Annotated in this window: 18 protein-coding genes and 3 pseudogenes; 18 read left to right on the plus strand and 3 right to left on the minus strand. The window is 41.4% G+C overall.

Going from position 1 to position 21,599, the window contains the following annotated elements; all coding sequences use genetic code 11:
* Positions 1-163: 163 nt before the first annotated feature.
* Positions 164-1,536: pseudogene (locus RUMTOR_RS03580) on the plus strand (MATE family efflux transporter).
* A gap of 198 nt (positions 1,537-1,734) precedes the next feature.
* Positions 1,735-2,022: a DUF2325 domain-containing protein gene (locus RUMTOR_RS03585; RefSeq protein WP_004845731.1), complete on the plus strand. Its 288-nt coding sequence runs from the start codon at positions 1,735-1,737 to the stop codon at positions 2,020-2,022.
* 147 nt (positions 2,023-2,169) lie between these two features.
* On the opposite strand, the gene RUMTOR_RS03590 is transcribed toward RUMTOR_RS03585, so the two are convergent.
* Positions 2,170-2,889, minus strand: coding sequence for a S1 RNA-binding domain-containing protein (locus RUMTOR_RS03590; RefSeq protein ID WP_004845734.1), 720 nt, complete (start codon positions 2,887-2,889; stop codon positions 2,170-2,172).
* 256 nt (positions 2,890-3,145) lie between these two features.
* On the opposite strand from RUMTOR_RS03590, the gene RUMTOR_RS03595 reads away from it, so the two are divergent.
* The 4 genes from RUMTOR_RS03595 (at position 3,146) to galE (ending at position 7,611) form a co-directional block, all read left to right on the plus strand.
* Positions 3,146-4,792 (plus strand): putative manganese-dependent inorganic diphosphatase, encoded by a 1,647-nt coding sequence (locus RUMTOR_RS03595; protein ID WP_004845735.1) that lies wholly within the window; start codon positions 3,146-3,148, stop codon positions 4,790-4,792.
* Between the two features lie 28 nt (positions 4,793-4,820).
* Entirely contained in the window at positions 4,821-5,420 is a 600-nt protein-coding gene (locus tag RUMTOR_RS03600) for a flavin reductase family protein (RefSeq protein ID WP_004845736.1), read from the plus strand.
* Positions 5,421-5,511: 91 nt separating this feature from the next.
* On the plus strand, positions 5,512-6,432 hold the full coding sequence (locus RUMTOR_RS03605; protein WP_004845737.1) for a nucleotidyltransferase family protein: 921 nt from the start codon (positions 5,512-5,514) through the stop codon (positions 6,430-6,432).
* A gap of 162 nt (positions 6,433-6,594) precedes the next feature.
* Positions 6,595-7,611, plus strand: a complete 1,017-nt coding sequence (gene galE, locus RUMTOR_RS03610) for a UDP-glucose 4-epimerase GalE (RefSeq protein ID WP_004845738.1) — start codon at positions 6,595-6,597, stop codon at positions 7,609-7,611.
* A gap of 150 nt (positions 7,612-7,761) precedes the next feature.
* Here the strand turns inward: galE and RUMTOR_RS03615 are convergent, their stop codons facing one another.
* Positions 7,762-8,211 (minus strand): VanZ family protein, encoded by a 450-nt coding sequence (locus RUMTOR_RS03615; RefSeq protein WP_242647679.1) that lies wholly within the window; start codon positions 8,209-8,211, stop codon positions 7,762-7,764.
* Between the two features lie 593 nt (positions 8,212-8,804).
* Here RUMTOR_RS03615 and brnQ point away from each other — a divergent pair.
* The 12 genes and pseudogenes from brnQ to RUMTOR_RS03675 all read left to right on the plus strand — a co-directional run bounded on the left by brnQ (position 8,805) and on the right by RUMTOR_RS03675 (position 19,821).
* Positions 8,805-10,058, plus strand: a complete 1,254-nt coding sequence (gene brnQ / locus RUMTOR_RS03620; RefSeq protein WP_004845742.1) for a branched-chain amino acid transport system II carrier protein — start codon at positions 8,805-8,807, stop codon at positions 10,056-10,058.
* A gap of 182 nt (positions 10,059-10,240) precedes the next feature.
* Complete coding sequence (locus RUMTOR_RS03625) at positions 10,241-11,248, plus strand: LacI family DNA-binding transcriptional regulator (RefSeq protein ID WP_009242239.1); 1,008 nt, start codon at positions 10,241-10,243, stop codon at positions 11,246-11,248.
* Positions 11,249-11,394: 146 nt separating this feature from the next.
* On the plus strand, positions 11,395-11,853 hold the full coding sequence (locus RUMTOR_RS03630; protein WP_004845745.1) for a PTS sugar transporter subunit IIB: 459 nt from the start codon (positions 11,395-11,397) through the stop codon (positions 11,851-11,853).
* Positions 11,854-11,941: 88 nt separating this feature from the next.
* Complete coding sequence (locus tag RUMTOR_RS03635; protein WP_004845746.1) at positions 11,942-12,733, plus strand: PTS mannose/fructose/sorbose/N-acetylgalactosamine transporter subunit IIC; 792 nt, start codon at positions 11,942-11,944, stop codon at positions 12,731-12,733.
* Positions 12,726-13,580, plus strand: a complete 855-nt coding sequence (locus RUMTOR_RS03640; RefSeq protein ID WP_009242233.1) for a PTS system mannose/fructose/sorbose family transporter subunit IID — start codon at positions 12,726-12,728, stop codon at positions 13,578-13,580. Before RUMTOR_RS03635 ends, RUMTOR_RS03640 begins: the two co-directional genes overlap by 8 nt.
* Before the next feature lie 33 nt (positions 13,581-13,613).
* Positions 13,614-14,030 carry a PTS sugar transporter subunit IIA gene (locus RUMTOR_RS03645; RefSeq protein ID WP_004845748.1) on the plus strand — a complete coding sequence of 139 codons (417 nt, stop codon included), beginning with the start codon at positions 13,614-13,616 and terminating at the stop codon, positions 14,028-14,030.
* On the plus strand, positions 14,023-15,711 hold the full coding sequence (locus RUMTOR_RS03650; RefSeq protein WP_044997935.1) for a glycoside hydrolase family 13 protein: 1,689 nt from the start codon (positions 14,023-14,025) through the stop codon (positions 15,709-15,711). The genes RUMTOR_RS03645 and RUMTOR_RS03650 overlap by 8 nt, the downstream gene beginning before the upstream one ends.
* A 116-nt stretch (positions 15,712-15,827) precedes the next feature.
* Positions 15,828-17,118, plus strand: a pseudogene (locus RUMTOR_RS03655) (O-acetylhomoserine aminocarboxypropyltransferase/cysteine synthase family protein).
* A gap of 37 nt (positions 17,119-17,155) precedes the next feature.
* Positions 17,156-18,088, plus strand: coding sequence for a cysteine synthase A (gene cysK, locus RUMTOR_RS03660; RefSeq protein ID WP_004845753.1), 933 nt, complete (start codon positions 17,156-17,158; stop codon positions 18,086-18,088).
* 33 nt (positions 18,089-18,121) lie between these two features.
* Positions 18,122-18,553: an RrF2 family transcriptional regulator gene (locus RUMTOR_RS03665; RefSeq protein WP_004845754.1), complete on the plus strand. Its 432-nt coding sequence runs from the start codon at positions 18,122-18,124 to the stop codon at positions 18,551-18,553.
* Positions 18,553-19,237 (plus strand): annotated as a pseudogene (locus tag RUMTOR_RS03670) (YkgJ family cysteine cluster protein). The gene RUMTOR_RS03665 and the pseudogene RUMTOR_RS03670 overlap by 1 nt, the downstream one beginning before the upstream one ends.
* A 134-nt stretch (positions 19,238-19,371) precedes the next feature.
* Positions 19,372-19,821 (plus strand): DUF5684 domain-containing protein, encoded by a 450-nt coding sequence (locus RUMTOR_RS03675; RefSeq protein ID WP_004845757.1) that lies wholly within the window; start codon positions 19,372-19,374, stop codon positions 19,819-19,821.
* A gap of 170 nt (positions 19,822-19,991) precedes the next feature.
* On the opposite strand, the gene galT is transcribed toward RUMTOR_RS03675, so the two are convergent.
* Positions 19,992-21,482, minus strand: coding sequence for a UDP-glucose--hexose-1-phosphate uridylyltransferase (galT, locus tag RUMTOR_RS03680; RefSeq protein WP_004845758.1), 1,491 nt, complete (start codon positions 21,480-21,482; stop codon positions 19,992-19,994).
* Between the last annotated feature and the right edge of the window lie 117 nt (positions 21,483-21,599).

Below are 21,599 nucleotides of genomic sequence, written 5' to 3' on the forward strand. Positions count from 1 at the left end.
TGAATATTATCAAGTTAATGCTTTACAATGACAAAATTAAGTGTATAATAAAAGGTCGGATAAATTTTATCGGCAGAATGAATTAGGGATGCATTTTATGCAATATCAGGCGCGATCGTTTGATAAGTACATGCAAACAGAAGAGAGAAGGGGGAAAAGAAAAATGGTGAAAACAAAAGATGCAGTCAATGATATGACAGTGGGAACCCCGGCAAAATTGATTATCCAGTTTATGATTCCTGTTTTTCTGGGGAATATATTTCAACAGTTTTACAATATTGCAGATTCGATTGTAGCAGGACAATTTATCGGAGTGAAAGCTCTGGCGGCTATCGGAAGTACCGGATCGCTGATGTTTTTTGTGACGGGCTGGCTTAACGGACTAAGCAGCGGATTTGCAATTCTTGTTTCACAGTGGTTCGGTGCAAAACAATATGATAAAATGCGGCATTACGTGGCGATGTCGGTTTATCTGGCAGGCGGATGTGCCGTTCTTATGACGGCGGGACTTTTGATCGCGAATGAGCCTATTTTACGGATGATGAATTATTCTGCGGAAATCATGCCTGAAGTAAAGCAGTATATGGGGATTATTTATGCAGGTTTGATCGTGACTGCCGCATATAATTCACTGGCGGCTTTTTTGCGTGCGATAGGCGATTCAAAATCTCCGCTGTATTTTCTTATTATATCTGCGGTAATTAATGTAGCTCTTGATGTAGTGTTTATCGTCGTATTCGGAATGGGTGTGGAAGGATGTGCCTATGCGACGGTCATTGCACAGGCAATTTCTGCGTTGTTATGTTTTATTTATATTGTGAAAAAGTTTCCTATTTTGCATTTGACAAAATCAGATCGAAAGATTTCTTTTCAAAGTTTCGGGCGTCTTCTTTCACTTGGCATTCCGATGGGGCTTCAGTTTTCAATTACGGCGATCGGAACGATTATCGTTCAGGGAGCGGTTAATGTATATGGTGAAACGTACATGGCAGGTTTTTCGGCTGCAGGGAAACTGCAAAATATGATTATGACGGTGTTCGTTGCATTTGGAGCTACAGTCGCTACTTATGTAGGACAGAACCGCGGAGCAGGGAGAATGGACCGGGTAAAGTCGGGGGTGAGATGCACACAGGTCATGATATTAGTCTGGAGTGTGATCGCAATGGCAGCCGTTTGTTTTGGCGGAAAATATATGACATGGCTGTTTATCGATCCGTCTGAGACAGAAGTTGTCAATGTGTCTGTATTATATTTTCGTACGGTGTTTTGGTGTTATCCGTTTTTGGGAAGTATTTTTTATACCGGAATACGCTTCAGGGAATGGGATATGGACTTGTTCCCATGCTGGGAGGTGTTTTTGAACTTGCAGCAAGAAGTGCGATTGTTATGGCGGCTGCCGGAAGGACAACTTTTCAGGGAGTGTGTCTCGCCGATCCGGCGGCATGGATCGCTGCGCTGATTCCACTTGTGCCATATTATTTTTATACGATGCGGAAATGGAAGACTACAGAGACAAAAATACAAAAGCAGATATAAAGTAGGATTTTGAAATTGATAAAAGAAAAATGAGAAATATTATCAAAAACACTTGAAATACAGAGAAAAATCATGTATGATATATGAAAGTAGTTAGCCGCAACTAACCAAAAAACAGAAGCAATGTTGTGTCATAGTATTTTCTGTGAATGGAGATCATACGTGAAGGATTCAGAAAAATATTTCAGGAGGTTGGCGATGAGTGTTGTGATCATAGGCGGACATGACCGAATGGTATGTCAGTACAAACAGATATGTAAACAGTTTAAGTGTAAGGCGAAAGTGTTTACTCAGATGTCGGCGGCGATGAGTAAGCAGATAGGAAGCCCGGATCTGATCGTTCTTTTTACGAACACGGTATCACACAAAATGGTACGCTGTGCGGTAGAAGAAGCCGGACGATGCAATGCGGAGGTTGTCAGATGCCATACAAGCAGTAAAAACGCATTGGAAGAGATACTGGGGAATATATGTGTGCAGGGGTGAGCTTTTTAGATGTCCGTGGAGATATTTCAGAAAGAAAGGCGGAAGCTGTAAAGAAAACAAGGTTATGGCAATACAACGGTACAGGCGGCAAAGAATTTTTCAAACAAATTCTTTGCCGCCTGTACCGTTGTAAATAAGAGATATGATTTATAATTGAATATTTTTGAAAAGATCACCGAGATTTGTTCCGATATTTTCACTTTTCGGGATAACAACTTTTTCTGTCGGTTCTTCTTTTACTTCTTCAAGCGCTTTCATACTAAGGCTTATTTTTCCGTCTTTGATTCCGATTACTTTTACAGTGACTTTGTCTCCGGCATTTAAAACATCGGAAGGCAATTTTACACGCTTTTGTGAAATCTGTGAAACGTGTACAAGACCGGACAGACCGTTGTCAAGTTTGATGAACGCGCCGTAATTTTGTAAAGTCTCGACTGTTCCTTCTAAAACTTCTCCGATTTTCAGGTTGGCAATCTGATCTTCCCGCGCTTTCTTTTCTTTTTCTTTTAAAAGTTCTCTTGCGGAAAGGACGAGACGGTTATTTGCCTGGTCAGCGTCAATTACCTGTACTTCTATTTCTTTCAGAAGATAAGTTTCCAGATCTTCGATATAGGAAAGGGAAAGTTTAGAAGCAGGAACAAATCCACGCAGTCCTTCGATCATCACGATTACTCCGCCATTTACAACGCCTTCTACTTTTACAGGAAGAACTGTTTTTTCTTCCATATATTTTGTGACGAGATTCCACGGATTGGCATCGTCGAAATGATCTTCGTAGTCAGCCATCGTTTCTGTTGTGGAAGCAGCAGCTTCCTCTGTTTTGCAGTCATTATCTGTCTGCATTGGTTCTTTCATTTCTTCGCTCATTGTGCAGCACCTCTGTTTCTTTTTTATATAGAAAGAGTATACCACAGATGGAGGAGAAAAAACAATATTTTGAAAGTAGAGAAGAATGGTATTTTTATTCTTAATTTTTCTTGACTATATTGTTTATTGTGCTCTTGCAGAAGAATGAGATTTATGTATATAATAATGCAGTTATGGATGAAAAATGTTTTTATCGATAAGCATAGAATCTTTTCAGATTATTGATGTTGGATGAAGAAAGCGAGAGTAAAAATATATGAGTAGACAGAAAGATAAAATATATGTTGTCGGCCATAAAAATCCGGATACAGATTCCATATGTTCCGCGATTGCATACGCCGCATTAAAAACAAAATTGACAGGTCACGCTTATGAGCCGCGCAGAGCCGGACAATTAAATGAAGAAACACAGTATGTTCTTGAAAAATTCGCAGTGAAACCTCCGAAGCTTTTGTCTGATTTAAGAGAACAGATCAAAGATGTTGAGTTGAAAGAAGTAGAAGGATTGACAAGTAACTCTTCAATCCGCACAGCGTGGGAAACGATGCGGGAGCTGAACATTCATACACTTCCGGTTGTAAGAGACGGCAGTTTGGAAGGGGTTATTACGATCGGTGATATTGCCAAGACATATATGGATGTTTATGATAGTATGATTTTATCAAAGGCAAGGACTCAGTATAGAAATATTGCCCGTGCAGTAGATGGGGAAGTGATCACCGGAAATGAGCATAGCTATCTGTTAAACGGAAAAGTAGTGATCGCAGCTTCAAGCAGGATTCTCATGTCGGATTTTATAAGCAGAGATGACCTTGTGATCATGGGAGACAGAAAGGATGCACAGCAGTGTGCGGTAGATATGGAAGCAAGCTGTATGGTCGTCTGTCAAAACGCTTCGATTTCAGAAGAGATTATTAAACAGGCGGAAAAAAAGCAGATTGTGATCATAAGGACGCCTCATGATACTTTTACTGCGGCGCAGCATATCAATCAGAGCATTCCGGTCAAATATTTTATGACAAAAACGAATCTGGTTACATTCAAAATGAAGGATTATGTTGATGACGTAAAAGAAGTGATGGCGCGAAAACGGTTCAGAGATTTCCCGATTGTTGACGGAAACGGGAAATTATTAGGACTGATCTCAAGACGACGGTTATTGAACGTAAGAAAAAAACAAGTGATTCTTGTCGATCATAATGAGAAAAGCCAGGCTGTGGACGGAGTGGAAGAGGCAGAAGTAATGGAGATCATCGATCACCACAGACTGGGCAGTATTCAGACAATGGGACCTGTATTTTTCCGTAATCAGCCGGTGGGATGCACTGCGACGATCGTCAGTCAGATGTATGAAGAAAACGGAGTTGAAATAGATCCGACAAACGCCGCGCTCCTTTGTTCCGCTATTATTTCCGATACGTTGATGTTCCGCTCTCCGACCTGTACGCCTTTGGATGAAAACACAGCGAGGAAACTGGCTCAGACTGCGGGCGTCGAGATTGAAATTCTGGCGCAGGAAATGTTTCGTGCAGGAAGTAATTTGAAAGGGAAAAGCGCTCAGGATATATGCTTTCTTGATTTTAAAAAATTTACGGTCAACGAGACTGTGTTCGGAGTAGGACAGGTGAATTCAATGAGTTCCGACGAACTGGAAGGAATCAAAAAGAAAGTAAAGCCGTATTTGGAGAAAGCGTGCGCAGACAGCGGGGTAAATATGATCTTTTTTATGTTGACAAATATTTTGACAGAATCATCGGAACTTCTTTGCGGCGGTCCGGAGGCAAAGGAAAAAATATTAAATGCATATGATTTGCCGGAAGACACGGATACGATCATGCTAAAAGGAGTAGTATCAAGGAAAAAGCAGCTTGTTCCGACGCTTGTCAGCGTCCTGCAGCAATAATAAAACGGAAAAAGAGAGGAAGGATAAAATGTCCAGACAAATATGGAAACCGGGAAACATGCTTTATCCGCTTCCGGCGGTGATGGTCAGTACCGCAGATAAAGAAGGAAACAGTAACATAATTACGATTGCATGGACGGGAACCGTATGTACGAATCCGGCGATGGTATATATTTCTGTTCGTCCGGAGCGCTATTCTTATCATATGATAAAAGAAAGCGGGGAGTTTGTGATCAATCTGACGACAGAAAAATTGACAAAAGCGACAGATTACTGTGGAGTTCGTTCGGGAGAGAATGTAGATAAGTGGAAAGAATGTCGTCTTACGCAAGGAAAAGCATCATCTCTTGAATTTGCTCCTATTATAGAAGAAAGCCCGGTAAATATTGAATGTAAAGTAAAAAAAATGGAGGAGCTTGGAAGTCATCATATGTTCCTTGCAGAAGTGACTGCAGTTCAGGTGGATGATTCATATATGGATGATAACGGAAAATTTATGCTGAATAATACGGGATTGATTGCCTATTCTCACGGGGAATATTTATCTCTGGGAGAGAAGCTTGGTCAATTCGGATATAGTGTGAGAAAAAAGAAAAAGCAGACAAAGAAAAAATCCGGAATGAAATAACGTCAGGTGGACGTTCTTTGATGAATGTGGTATCCTTATTTCAGATGACAGAAAATGATAAGATTAAGATTTAAGTATGAGGTGATTTAAGATGAAGAAACCGGTATTGGTGATTATGGCAGCGGGAATGGGAAGCAGATACGGCGGATTGAAACAGATCGATCCGATCGATAAAGAAGGTCATATTATTATGGATTTTTCTATTTATGATGCAAAGCGCGCCGGATTCGAGAAAGTCGTTTTTATTATTAAAAAGGAAAACGAGACGGACTTTAAAGAAGCAGTCGGAAAACGGATTGAGAAAGTAATGGATGTAGCTTATGTGTACCAGGAACTGACAAACATTCCGGACGGATTTGAGATTCCGAAAGACCGTGTAAAACCGTGGGGAACAGCTCATGCGGTGTTAAGTGCGATCGATGAGATCGACGGACCGTTTGCTGTGATCAATGCAGATGATTATTACGGACGGCATGCGTTTCAGACAATTTACGATTATTTGACGACCCATGAAGACGACGACAAGTATCGGTATACGATGGTTGCATACCGTTTGAAAAATACTGTGACAGATAACGGACATGTGGCAAGAGGTATCTGCGGGTTAAACGCATCGAATGAACTTGTAAGCGTTACGGAAAGAACCCGTATTGAAAAGAGAAATAACGGCATTGAATATTCGGAAGATGACGGACAGACATGGAACGAAATCGATCCGGATACACTTGTATCAATGAATATGTGGGGATTTACGAGAAGTATTCTAGAAGAGATCAAAACGGGATTTCCGGCATTTTTAGAGAAAGGATTGAAAGAAAATCCTTTAAAATGTGAATATTTTCTCCCGGCGGTTGTAAGTGATCTTTTAGCAGAAGACCGCGCTGCAGTGAAAGTACTTGAGTCCGAAGATAAGTGGCACGGAGTTACTTATAAAGAAGATAAGCCGGTCGTCGTAGAAGCGATACAGTCTCTGAAAGATTCGGGCTTATATCCGCAGCATTTGTGGGATTAGTCTTAATGCAACATTTTTACTATAAGATGATATAAAAATATAAAGCTATTTTGTAGGATGAGTGGTAAGATGTGCATGTAAAATAAAACGGCAGTAAAAAGGAAAACTGCAATAGACAGAACCTTGAACGGTATCTGAAATATTTACGAGGAGGAAACAGATATGTCAATCTTAGTAACAGGCGGCGCCGGATTTATCGGCAGCCATACATGTGTGGAATTGTTAAATGCAGGGTATGATGTGGTCATCGTAGATAATTTATATAACGCATCGGAAAAAGCGGTAGATCGCGTGAAAGAGATCACAGGAAAAGATCTGAAATTTTATCAAGTAGATATCCGCGACAGAGAAGGGCTTAATGAAGTGTTCGACAAAGAAGATGTAGAGTCGGTAATTCATTTTGCCGGACTTAAAGCGGTAGGGGAGTCTGTGCAGAAGCCTCTCGAATATTATGAAAACAATATCGGAGGAACGATCACTCTTTGTGATGTGATGAGAAGTCATGGAGTAAAAAACATTATTTTCAGTTCTTCGGCAACAGTATACGGGGATCCGGCATTTATTCCGATCACGGAAGAGTGTCCAAAGGGTGTGTGTACAAATCCATATGGATGGACAAAATGGATGTTAGAGCAGATTTTGACAGATCTTCATACGGCAGATCCGGAGTGGAACGTAGTGCTTCTTCGCTATTTCAATCCGATCGGAGCGCATAAAAGCGGTATGATCGGAGAAGATCCGAAAGGAATTCCGAATAACCTGATGCCATATATTACACAGGTGGCGATCGGAAAACTGGAGTGTCTTAGCGTATTTGGAGACGATTATGACACACATGACGGAACAGGGGTGCGCGATTATATCCATGTAGTCGATCTTGCGATAGGTCATGTGCGCGCAGTAGAGAAGCTGAAGGAAAAAGACGGTGTTTCGGTATATAATCTCGGTACAGGAAACGGACAATCCGTATTAGATATGGTAAAAGCATTCGGAAAAGCGTGCGGAAAAGAGATTCCATATGTAATTAAACCGCGCCGTGCAGGCGATATTGCAACATGCTACTGCGATGCGTCCAAAGCAAAAAAGGAACTTCACTGGGAAGCAGAGCGTGGATTAGAAGAAATGTGTGAAGATTCGTGGAGATGGCAGAGCCAGAATCCGAATGGATATGCAGAGTGAAAATAAGCATGATAATCAACAGAAAATAGAAATAACAAGTTAGAAATAACAAGTATGTCCGCGGGAAATTTTTCTTTTCTGCGGACATACTTGCATGTAGGCAAAGAAAAGCATTAAAAATACGTTTTCTTCTGATCTGATAAAATGCATTTAAAATCCGTACAACAATTTTGCAAATCCCATTTCATGGAAGAAAAAGAAACGTCCGGCAAAGAGGATGAAAATGTAGAGCGGAAGTTCCAAGACAGGATAAGAAAAATCATTTAACTTATTATGAAGTCTGGTTGGCATCAGTTTCTTGAATGATTTATATATTAAGAATCCGATAATCGCTCCTAAAGTATTCATAATAAGGTCGTCGATATCGGTTCGTCGGTTATTTAATAACTGGCTTATTTCGATCAGTATGGAAAAAGAAAATCCTGCAAGGGCGGTTAGGTGCAGCGATCTCATTTTTTTCCAGATTAAAGGGATCAAAAACCCAAACGGAATGAACAGGATGATATTCAAAATATATCCGACCATATCGATTCCCGCAGAAAAGGGGATAGGATTAATGTGGGAATTTCTGTTTGGAAGCGATACAAAAATGCATCCCATAAAGTGCCGGTTCCTGTGACGTGATATACACATACGATGTAGACGGCAAAAAGAAATAAAAGCAGGCCGGGCAGAAGATGTGTTTTTTCTCCGCCCTTTTTCTGTTTGTGCGAAAGAAAAATAAAGGCAGCCGAAAAAGGAAGGATCGAAGCCGCAAATTCATAGGTATAAAAAATTAAAGTTTCCATAGAGTTTCTCCTTTATATATGTTTTAAAAGGCTGTTGGGAGTTGTGAAAAAGCAAGTTCGCCTAAGTGTTTGTGTTTCGTTAAAAGTATAAAATAAGTATATCATCGAAAATAAGAAGATTGTGGGAATTGCGGGAATATTAAGGAATATTAAGGAAAGCTTAAATAAAACTGGCGAATCGGAAGTGTATATGATACACTGGATGTATTCTTGATAAAAAATGTACAGTAAAGGCGTTTGCCGCATCGGAACGAAATAGATGTAATGGGAGAAATATTTATAGTATTCAGACGTATAAGGCAGGTGGAACATGAAAAAGAATCTTACATTTAAAGAGTTGATATTTGTTGCAAGTATGTTGTTTGGGATGTTTTTGGCGCGGGAAATTTGATCTTTCCGATATTTATGGGACAGCTTGCAGGCCATCATGTGTGGGCGGCATCGGCAGGTTTTCTGATCACAGGTGTCGGGCTTCCGCTTCTTGGTGTGGCGGCGCTTGGCGTCAGCCAGAAAGACGGACTTTTGGAATTAAGCAGTCAGATCGGCAGAAAATACGGAGTTTTCTTTACGTGTCTTTTGTATTTGACGATCGGGCCTTTTTTTGCAATCCCAAGATGCGCTACGGTTTCGTTTACAGTTGGAATAGAGCCGTTTATTTCAGACGGCGGGAAGATGGCAGGATTGGGAATATTCTCTTTTGTATTTTTTGCCGTTGTATTGTTTTTTTCATTGAAGCCGGGACAGATCTTAACGTGGATCGGGAAAATACTGAATCCTCTGTTTTTAATTTTGTTGAGTATTTTTGTTATTCGGGCGCTTTTTTCACCGGCCGGAAATATGAGTAAGATCGAGGCATCCGGCGCATATGTGTCCGGCGCCTTTTCAACCGGTCTGCTGGAAGGGTATAATACGATGGATGCTCTGGCCGGGCTTGCTTTCGGAATTATTGTTGTTAATGTAATCAGAAGCCTTGATATAAAGGAGTCGGGAGCAGTGGCAAAAAATACGATAAAAGCAGGCGTTTTCAGCTCATTATTAATGGCGCTTATCTATGTTTTGGTTGCGGTTGTCGGTGCGCAGAGCCGCGGGGTGTTTCCTGTGGCGGCAAATGGAGGAGAGACATTTGCGATCGTTTCCGAATACTATTTCGGAAAGCCGGGTCAGATTATATTAGCGCTGATTTTTGCGGTGGCATGTTTGAAAACAGCGATCGGCCTTGTTACAAGCTGTGGGGAGACGTTTGAAAAGATATTTCCGAACGGACCTTCTTATCGTGTGTGGGCAGTGATTTTTTCTCTTCTTTCTTTCTTGATCGCAAATGTAGGACTTGATGCGATCATTGCATATTCTCTTCCTGTTTTGATGTTCTTGTATCCGCTGGCAGTGACACTTATTTTGCTTACTTTATGCGGAAAGCTGTTTGGGAATGACAGAAGAATATACAGTTGGGTGACAGCGTTTACGGCTGCAGCGGCGATTTTAGATTTTGTGAAAGCTTTGCCAAAAAATTCGGATGTAATCGTGAAACTTCAGGAGATGCTCGGTGCGGTATCAAAGATGCTTCCGATGTCGAAGTATGGTTTTGGATGGGTGTGTCCGGCTTTGGTTGGATTGATGATCGGTCTGGTCCTTCAAAAGATACGAAAGAATAAAAGATAAGTTTTATGAAAGATAAAAAATCAAAAACCTATTCGTTAAAACTACCAAATTTCATTTGTGGATTTTGGATGTTTTGACAAATATGAAAACGATACCAAAAATGCGATTGACAAATGACGAAAGTGAGTATATTGTAAAGACATAAACAAGAAAACAAAGAGAAAAGTGAGGTGGAAAAAGTTTTGGCAACGATATCAGATGTTGCTCGGCTGTCAGGAATGTCAGTTTCAACTGTCTCAAGAGTTATCAATAACAAACCTCATGTTTCGGAGGAAAAGAGACAGAAGATACTGGAGGCTATGGACGCTCTTGGGTATAGTCCGCTTCAGGCGGCAAGACAGTTAAGAGGTTCGGGCTCCGGGAATATAGCGGTAGTTGTTCCTACTATCACAAATAACTTTTTCGCACAACTGGTCGATTCAATTGAGAAAACTTGCAGACAGTATCATTACCGAACATTGATCGTGCAGACTTACGGAGAAAAAGAAAGTGAAGAAAGCGCAATGAATCTTCTGAAGATGCAGCATGCTGACGGAGTGATTTTATGTGCGATAGAGAATGACTGGGATAAGTTGAAATCATATGGCGAATATGGAAAACTTGTCGTCTGCAATGAATATAATCAGGACAAGGAAATTTCGATGGTATGCGGCAGACAGTATGAAGGGTTTTATAAAGCTTCGAAATATCTTTTGGAAAAAGGATATCGAAAGATTGCATATTGTACAGGAACAAGAGCAGTGACCCTTCAGGATAAAGGAATTAATATCGACAGCGATCGCTATAGAGGATATATGGACGCGCTTGCTCAAAGCGGAATTGCGGCAAATACGGCATGGCTGTTTTCGGGAGTGAGGGAAATGGAAGACGGGCGAAAGATTATGCGGAAGATTTTGGAACTTTCCGAAAAACCGGATGCGGTAATTGCCGGAAGTGATGAGGTTGCGGCAGGCATGGTGATGGAAGCGCTGAAGAATGGTGTAAAAATACCACAGGATATTGCGATTATGGGAGTAGATGATCAGCCATTGGCATCCTATCTCCAGATTCCGTTAACAACGATATGGCAGCCTGTACAGGATGAAGGCCGATGTGCGGCAAAAGAAATGGTTCGTCAATTAAAAGGCGAATCAGAAGGAATAAGAAGAAAAGAGTTGGATTTGAAGCTGATAGTCAGACAGTCGGCATAAATCGGACAGAAACCGGTATGAAAATAGAACCGGTTTTTAAAAACAAAAAAATTGGTAACGATACCAAACGAAAAACAGAGACGTATTTGTAAACGAAAAACACAAATAAAGAAACTAAAAATGATTAAAAAAGAGGAGGAATAAAAATGGTAGTATTAGCAAGAATTGATCAGCGTTTGATTCATGGGATTATCGTAAATCAATGGGCGCCGGCGCTTCAGGTGAAGAGATTTATGGTTGTAGACGACATTCTTTGCAGCAATGAAGAGGTAAAAGCGAGTATGAGAATGGCGAAGCCGGCAGGAACGGGAGTATCGGTGATTTCGGCAGAGACGGCGATTGCTAATTTTAAAGCAGGGAAATATGACGGTCAAAGAGTTTTTGTCCTTGTAAAAGAACCGGAAACTTTAATCCGTCTGATTGAAGGCGGCGTAGAGATACCGAAAGTTGATCTTGGGATTATGTTTAATGAAGACGGAAGAACTCCTATTTCTAAATTTATTGCATTAAATGAAAAAGAAAAAGAGGATCTTGAAACGATCAAGGGAAAAGGAATACCGGTTGTGATTCAATATGTTCCGACAGATGCAGAAGAGGCATATTAAGAAACAAGAGATTCGGATAAAAGAGATATGTTTAATGTGATGAGATTTTTCGGAATCGGATTGTTAAAGAGAGATTGAGGTGAAAGATATGGAAGTAATACAAAATATTTTGATCGTGATTTTGGCAGGATATATGACGGTTGACCAGAACGGACCGGTTGTTTTGTCATGGTTTTCGGTAATTGTAGGAATGATATCAGGTTTGATCATGGGCGATATGAATACAGGTCTTATGATCGGAGGAACATTCCAGTTGATGTCGCTTGGCGTTGCAGCTTTGGGAGGAGCATCTGCTCCGAATTATGGTTTGGCGACGATTATAGGAACGTTTATTGCCGTGAGAACCGGAACAGGAGTCGATGCAGCGATTGCAGTCGGACTTCCGGTAGGGCTTCTGGCAATCCAGTTGGAAGTAGTTGTAAGAATTATTTTAAACTTTGTCGCTCATAAGATGCAGACAGATAATAATGAAGGAAAATGGAAAACAATGAACATGGAAGCGTGGATTGGACCGATTCTTTGTTCTTTGCAGACAATAATCCCGACAGTGATCGTAGTATGCTTCGGAGCTAATGTCGTGGAACTGATCTTGGAAGTTATTCCGGAGTGGGTGACAAACGGTCTTTCGATTGCGGCAGGTATGCTTCCTGTAGTCGGTATCGGAATGTTGATGAGATATATGCCGGTTAAGAAATTCCTTCCGTTTATTTTGGTCGGATTTGTTCTGTCCGCATATTTGGGAGTACCGGTTCTTGGAATTGCGATTATAGGATTTGCGGCAGCATTTTGGTATTTTACAACAGAGATTAATAAAGCGGATGCAGTGACGATGGCAGCAGCAGAACATGCCGATGAGATGGGAGATGATTTTGATGAGTAATGAAATGAACAAAGAAATGAGTCAGGGAACGGATGTACAGACAGAAGAACGTTATCAGGTGACAAAGCGTGATCTGAGAAAAACAGCTGCAAGATATAACTTTATGGCATGCAATATTTTTAATTATGAATCACAGATGGGTCCGGCAATCGCGTGGGCAATGGCGCCTGTGCTTAGAAAGATTTATAAAAAAGACGACGAATATAAAATGGCATTAAATAATCATTTTAATTACTTCAACTCTACGACAGTTATGTCCAGTATGATTCTCGGGGCAACGCTTGCGGTGGAAGAAAAAGATGGAATTGCGGCAAAAGATACGGTTCAATCTTTGAAAACGAGTTTGATGGGACCGTTTGCAGGAGTGGGCGATACTCTTGTATGGGTGTTGTGGCCGACGATCATCGGATCGATATCAGGATATATGGCACAGCAGGGGAATCCTCTTGGCGCGATTATTTGGCTTTTGTGCAATATCGCATTTTGGTTTGTAAAATCAAAGATGTTCCAGATCGGATATACGTCAGGAACAAAGTTGATCACAAATTTAGGAAAACGTCTGACAGTATTTACAGAGGCGGCATCTATCATGGGCTTAAGCGTAGTCGGAGCGCTGATTGCTACTTCTGTAAAAATAACGACAGCTTTGAATTTTAAAGTAGGCGAAGTGGCATTGAACTTACAGACGGATATTTTGGACAAGATCATGCCGTCTCTTCTTCCGGTCCTGTTGACTCTCCTTGTATATAAATTACTTGGGAATAAAAAATGGACAGCTACAAAATTGATCCTTCTTATTATTGTAATTTCACTTGTATGTGCGTTTTTTGGGATTTTAACTGTATAAAAAGTATGATGACTGGAAAGGAAGGAGAATCATATGAAACGAATTTTGATAATAGCATCTCATGAGAAGATGGCGGATGGGATGAAAGATACATTGAATTTTATTTCCGGAGGGATACAGGAAACGATCGCATTGTCAGCTTATGTGGACAATCGTCCGGTAGAAGAAGCGGTTGACGAAGTGATGGACGGATTCGAGGGGGAAGATGAAGTTGTTGTATTGACGGATTTAATGGTCGGAAGTGTAAATCAAAAGTTTTTTAAATACCGTACGAGACCGCATACACATATCGTAAGCGGTATGAATCTGCCTCTTGCATTTCAAATTGCTATGGAACCGCAAGGGAAGTATATTACGGAAGAGAGAATGAAAGAAATAATTGAGACGGCAAAAGAAGAACTGAAATACGTAAATGAGGTTTCAAATGACGAGGATGAGGAAGATGAATAATCAGACAGCATGGTGGAAAAAAAGCGTGGTATATCAAATATATCCGAAAAGCTTCTATGATTCGGACGGTGATGGATTTGGGGACTTGAACGGAATCAGAGAAAAACTGTCGTATCTTGAAAAGCTGGGAGTAGATGTGATCTGGCTGAATCCGATTTATGAATCACCGCAAGTTGATAATGGGTATGATATATCGAACTATAAAAAAATAGAGCCGCAGCTTGGGACGATGGAAGATTTTGACATGCTGCTAAAAGAGGCTCATGAAAAGGGAATCCGCATCATTTTGGATCTTGTTGTCAATCATACATCGGACAAACATCCGTGGTTTACAGAAGCAAAAAAAGGGAAAGAAAATCCATATCATGATTATTACATATGGAAAGATACGATCCCGAATAACTGGGGATCAAGCTTTGGCGGACCTGCATGGGAGTATGTAGAAGAGACAGCGCAGTATTATCTTCATCTGTTTGCAAAAGAGCAGCCTGATCTAAACTGGGAGAACCCTAAAGTCCGGAAAGAAGTACAGGAGATTCTTCGCTTTTGGCTGGAAAAAGGGATTGACGGATTTCGGATGGATGTAATCACTTTGATTTCAAAAGATCCGGCTTATCCCGATGGTCCGGTGATTCAAAACAAAGCATACGGAAGTTATTATGCAGGCTGTGCAAGCGGTCCGCGCGTCCATGAATATCTACAGGAAATGAATCGGGAAGTGTTGAGCAAATACGATATTATGACTGTAGGAGAAGCTCCTCATACAAGTGCAGACGAGGCGGCGCCTTATACAGCTTCGGATCGGCATGAACTGAATATGGTCTTTCATTTTGATCATATGCATCTTGATTATGATGAAAATGGAAAATATGCTAAAAACCGCGTGAAATTGACAGATTTAAAAGAAGTGATGACGAAATGGCAGGATACAATGCATGAATGTGACGGTTGGAACAGTCTTTACTGGAGCAACCATGATCAGGCAAGGGCGGTATCTCGTTTCGGAAATGAATCAGAACCGTATCGTGTTAAATCGGCGAAAATGCTGGGAACGATCCTTCATATGATGCAGGGAACTCCGTATATTTATGAGGGAGAAGAACTGGGGATGACAAATGCTCATTTTGAGTCTATAGATGAGTACAAAGATGTGGAAGCGCTTGATATTTTTCGGGATTTTACGGAAAGAAAAGGTTTTTCCGAGAAAGATACATTGGAACTTCTCGGCTTGAAATCAAGGGACAATGCGAGAACTCCGATGCAGTGGGATAATACGGTCAATGCCGGGTTTACAGAAGGAACTCCGTGGATCGGAGTGAATAAAAACTGTAAGGAGATCAATGTGGAACAGTGTCTTGCAGATCAGGATTCGATTTTTTACTATTATCAAAAACTGATTCAGCTTCGCCATGAAATGCCGATTATTACAGATGGGGTATATGAGCTTTTGGATAAGGAAAATGAAAGCGTATATGCATATCTTAGAAAGGGAGAAAAGGAGACGCTTCTCGTAGTCGGAAACTTTACGGATAAGACGATCAATTATCATATAGAAGAAAAGGTGCAGGCTAAGAAAAGCAGACTTTTGATTTCAAATTATAACGCGGCGGAGACGTTTGAAAGAGATTTGTCGTTAGAGCCATATGGGGCATGCGTATATTTGCTGGAAGCAGAGAAATAAGGAAATAATTTTTCCTTATAATGAAAAAAATGAAAAAACTCTTGACGAGGTTGGTGTTAAGTGATATCTTAATACCAACCTTTTTAGTAGGTAAAAAACAGAAAGGAAGATAAGATATGGCAGATTATAAATTCGACACAATTCAGTTACATGCAGGACAGGAACGTCCGGACCCGGCGACAGATGCGAGAGCAGTTCCGATCTATGCAACGACATCATATGTTTTTCACGACTGTGCCGATGCCGCGGCAAGGTTTGGTCTTCAGGCAGAAGGAAATATTTACGGCAGGCTGACAAACTCGACGCAGGAGGTATTTGAAAAAAGGATCGCGGCGCTGGAAGGCGGTTCAGCGGCTCTGGCGGTTGCTTCGGGAGCTGCAGCGATCACATATACGCTTCAGGCATTGGCGCAGAACGGCGGTCACATCGTTTCGCAGAAAACAATTTATGGCGGAAGTTATAATCTGCTGGCGCATACGTTGCCGAATCTCGGAATTACGGCAAGTTTTGTAGATATCCATGATCTGGAAGCGGTAGAACGTGCAATTACAGAGCAGACAAAAGCGCTCTATATCGAGACGCTCGGCAATCCCAACTGTGATATTCCGGATATGGATGCACTGGCAGAATTAGCTCACAAATATCAGATCCCTCTTGTGGTGGATAATACGTTTGGAACGCCGTATTGGATTCGGCCGATCGAACATGGAGCGGATATTGTCGTACATTCTGCCACAAAGTTTATCGGCGGGCACGGAACAACACTTGGAGGCGTTATCGTTGATTCGGGAAGATTTGACTGGAAAGCTTCGGGAAAGTATCCGGCTATTACAGACCCAAATGACAGCTATCATGGAGTTGTGTTTTCGCAGGCGGCTCCGGGCGCGGCGTTTGTGACATATATCCGGGCGGTGATCCTGCGTGATATGGGCGCGGCAATCTCTCCTTTTGCTGCATTTCTTTTGCTTCAGGGAACAGAAACGCTCTCCCTTCGTTTGGAACGTCATGCCGAAAATACGAAAAAAGTGATCGAATACTTGAATCACCATCCCCTTGTTGAAAAAGTGAATCATCCGCTTCTGGCGGATCATCCGGATCATGATTTATACAAGAAGTTTTTCAAAAATGGCGGAGGTTCTATTTTTACATTTGAGATTAAGGGAGGAATAAAAGAAGACGCACGAGTTTATCGATCATTTGGAAATATTTTCTCTTTTGGCAAATGTTGCGGATGTCAAAAGTCTTGTGATCCATCCGGCAACAACAACCCATTCTCAGCTTAACGCACAGGAACTGCAGGAGCAGGGAATCCGGCAGAATACGATCCGTCTTTCAATCGGAACGGAACATATCGACGATATTATCGCAGATTTGGAAAAGGGATTTGCATCTGTTGAAAAACTGTGAGAAAATAAAATTGAAACATGAAAAAGGAGATAATAATATGTCTAAGATTTATACATCAGCCGATCAGTTGATCGGAAAAACACCACTTATGGAACTGACCCATATTGAAAAAGAACATGGGCTGAAAGCAAAAATCCTGGCAAAATTGGAATATTTTAATCCGGCAGGCTCTGTAAAGGATCGAGTAGCGAAAGCGATGATAGATGAGGCTGAAAAAAGCGGAAAATTAAAGAAAGATTCTGTTATTATCGAACCGACGAGCGGGAATACAGGAATCGGTCTTGCGGCTGTTGCAGCGGCAAGAGGATACCGCATTATTATAGTGATGCCGGAAACGATGTCGGTAGAACGCAGGCAGATCATGAAAGCATATGGCGCGGAACTCGTGTTAAGTGACGGAGCGAGAGGAATGAAAGGTGCGATTGAGAAGGCGGAAGAATTGGCAAAAGAACTTCCGAACAGCTTTATCCCGGGTCAGTTTGTAAACCCGGCGAATCCACAGGCTCATCGGGACACGACGGGCCCGGAGATCTACGAAGATACAGATGCGAAGGTCGATATCTTTGTGGCGGGAGTAGGAACAGGAGGTACCCTGACCGGAGTCGGAGAATATCTGAAATCGAAAAAGAAAGACGTGGAGATCGTGGCTGTTGAGCCGAAGTCGTCGGCAGTTCTTTCAGAAGGAATTCCGGGAGCGCATAAAATTCAGGGAATCGGGGCAGGATTTGTTCCGGAAATTTTAAATACAAATGTTTATGACGAGATTATCGCAGTTTCGGACGAAGATGCATTTGCCACAGGAAAAATGATCGGACAAAGAGAAGGTATTCTTGTCGGCATTTCATCCGGAGCAGCGGTTTGGGCGGCAATAGAGCTTGCAAAACGCAGCGAGAATGAAGGAAAGACGATCGTAGTGCTTCTGCCTGATACGGGGGATCGCTATTTGTCGACACCGATGTTCGCGGATTGACTTTCAAAAAGCATGAGAAAGGAGAAGTGCTGAATGTTGATCTCCACAAAAGGAAGATATGCTTTAAGAGTGATGATCGATCTTGCACAGAATAAAGAGTCCGGGCATGTCGCGATGAAAATCGTGGCTGCCCGGCAAGGTATTTCTTTGAAGTATTTAGAAAGGATCTTGCCGGTGCTGACAAAAAACGGATTAATAGAAGGCGTTCACGGAAAAGGCGGCGGGTATCGTCTCTGCCGTGAACCAAAAGAATATAAGGTCGGAGAAATCCTTCGTCTTACGGAGGGAAACCTTGCTCCGGTCTCATGCCTGGAATGCAATGCACCTGTCTGTGAAAGAAAAGATCAGTGTCACACAATTGGAATGTGGACTGATTTTCACAAAATGATCAATGATTATTTTGATGGTATCACACTGGAAGATTTGATGCATAGAAATACAGAGTTATCAGAGGATGAGAAGTAATGAAACGAAATATTGATTTGAATGAAATATCAGACGGGCGTCTCTATTCGTCCGGAGATATGGTAAAAGCGGATTGTCATGACTGTGCGGGGTGTTCCGCATGCTGCAGAGGAATGGGTGACTCGATCAAATTAGATCCTATGGATATATGGCGGCTTAAAAAAGGGGTCGGAAAAGAATTTACGGCTTTGATGGAACAGGAAATTGAGCTGGGGATTGTAGACGGTATGATATTGCCGAACGTGCGGATGACGCCGGAAGGAGATGTCTGTCCGTTTTTAGATGTGTATGGCAGATGCAGCATACATGCATATAGACCGGGTATCTGCCGTCTGTTTCCTCTTGGCAGATATTATGAAGAAAACGGAATAAAATATTTTATCCAGATCCATGAATGTGCGAGAAAGGAACGTGGTAAGATAAAAAATAAAAAAATGGCTCGGAATTGCAAACTTGAAAGCGTATGAGGACTATATATGGAAGTGGCATGGATTTCTGAAAGATTGTGAAAATGCGATCTTCGGGCTGGATGATAAAAACAGAAATATATTGACTCTATATGTGCTGAGGAGCTTTTTTGAGGCGCCATATCGGGCTGATGATGAAAACGGATTTTATGAAGAGTTTTCTGTAAAAATGGAAGAAGTGAGAAAAAAACTGGATGGCTTGAAAGATTTTTCGTAAAGCGCTTTAAAATAGAAAAAATGTTCTCTTGTAGTTTTGATTGTAAAGAAGTATAATGGGAATAAATTTATGGATAACGCTTCCTGAAAGTATCTCATGGAAGCGATCCGGACAGGAAAACAGGAGGTTTCGATATGGCTTGGGCAATATTTTCTATGCTATTTCTCGCGATCGGAGGAGTGGTCTATGGCGCTGCGGCATTAATCTGGTTTGCGTTGACGATTCTCGCAAACTGGCTGATGTTTATGAAAGCGGGAGAGGCCGGTTGGAAGTCTATAATTCCGGTATATAATACATATACGGCTTATAAGATCGCGTGGACTCCGAATATGTTTTGGATTTATTTCATATTTACAGTGTTGGAAAGTATATTTTCCAGTATTTCAGGCGGAGATTTCTGGTCGTTTTCGGGATTTCTGGGAGGTCTGTGCGGACTGGTAACGATCGTTTTGTCTGTGTTTTATTGTGTGAATCTGGCGAAAAGCTTCGGAAAAGGACTTGGGTTTACGATCGGACTGATTTTCCTTGAGCCGATTTTTGTTATGATGATCGCTTTCGGATCAGCCCGATATCAGAAATATTAAAATGTCTTGTTTTTTATAAGTGAAAGGCGTGTTATGAAAAGAGGCTGTGAAATAACAGTCTCTATGGAAAAAGAGGACCTTTCGTTCAAAATGAACGAAAGGTCCTCTTTTTTACTCCCTTTCCGAAGGGGATATATTGCCAAAGGAGAAGTTTATCAGAGGTATATCCATCAGAGTGTGGAAATGAAACGTTTAAAGGCTTTAATTCCTTCATCTGTGCATTTATATACACCTGCGTCTTCGAGTACTTTGCAAAATACTTTTCCGACTTCCTGTTCCAAAATCTGTTCGATATTTTCTTCTGTAACATTGTCGTACTCTGATAGAAAGGCATCTGTCCAGTCTGCGTGTTTTGCAATTTGATCATTGCTTCGGATGTCTTTTTTCTCTATGATATATTCTTTTAGAAGTTCCATCTCTCCTTTGAGTCTTGCAGGAAGAACGGCGAGACCCATTACTTCTATCAGACCGATGTTTTCTTTTTTGATATGGTGAAGTTCTTCGTGCGGATGATATACTCCGAGAGGATGTTCTTCTGTTGTAATGTTGTTGCGAAGCGTCAGATCAAGTTCATACATACCGTCTTTTTTTCTGGCGATCGGGGTGATCGTGTTGTGTAAAACCCCGTCTGTTTCTGCAAATATAAATGCTTCCTCGTCTGTATAAGTACGCCATTTTGAAAGAATATGATCTGCAAGGTCGATAATCTGTTCCGTATTTTCTCCTCTCAGACGGATAACAGAAAGGGGCCATTTGACGATTCCCGCTTCCACGTCTTCATATCCCGGCACAGTAAAGTTTTCGATGATCGGAGCTTTGGCCATGGCGAAAGTATAATTTCCGCCCTGGAAATGATCATGGCTTAAGATAGAGCCGCCGACGATCGGAAGGTCTGCGTTCGATCCAAGGAAGTAGTGTGGAAATAGTTTAATAAAATCAAACAGTTTGGCAAATGTATTTCTGTCTATCTTCATCGGAACATGTTCGCCGTTAAATACGATGCAGTGTTCGTTGTAATAAACGTAAGGAGAATACTGGAATCCCCAGCTGCGTCCCTGGATCGTGATCGGGATGATGCGGTGGTTCTCTCTTGCAGGATGGTTGGAACGTCCGGCATAGCCTTCGTTTTCCATGCAGAGCTGACATTTTGGATAGGAAGCGGATTTCGCTTTTCCTGCAGCGGCAATCGCTTTCGGATCTTTTTCCGGTTTGGAAAGATTGATCGTAATGTCAAGTGTGCCGTATTTGGTTTCGACTGTCCATTTTCGATCTTTTTTGATGCGGTAGCGGCGGATATAGTCACTGTCCTGACTTAATTTATAATAGTAAGAGGTGGCTTCCTCAGGAGAAATGTTATATTTTTCCTGAAATTCTTTTTGGATCTGTGAAGGACGCGGCATCAGACAGTTCATGATTTTTGTGTCAAAAAGATCACGGTATGTAATGCTGTCTTCTATAATTCCCCGTTTTACGGCCTCGTCAAGAAGATCTTTGAGAATTTCCTCAAGATCACGGTTGTCGGAAGTACATTCGATGTCTTCGTAGTTGTCTTCATGAAAGAGTTCAAGAAGAAGATTTGTTGTGTAAACACGTTCGCATTCGGGAGTAAGACCGGTATCTATCCCATATTGCACTAATTTTTTGATTGATTCATAAAGCATGATCGGACTCCTTTTTTCTGTTTTTTGTTAATTAATTTGTGGAAAGTTTTTTATTTTCTCGAAATTTTCTGTCTATAGTATAGGATGAAAGCAGTGAAAAGGTCTATAAAAAATCCG

Source organism: [Ruminococcus] torques ATCC 27756 (assembly GCF_000153925.1).
GTDB classification, from domain to species: domain Bacteria; phylum Bacillota; class Clostridia; order Lachnospirales; family Lachnospiraceae; genus Mediterraneibacter; species Mediterraneibacter torques.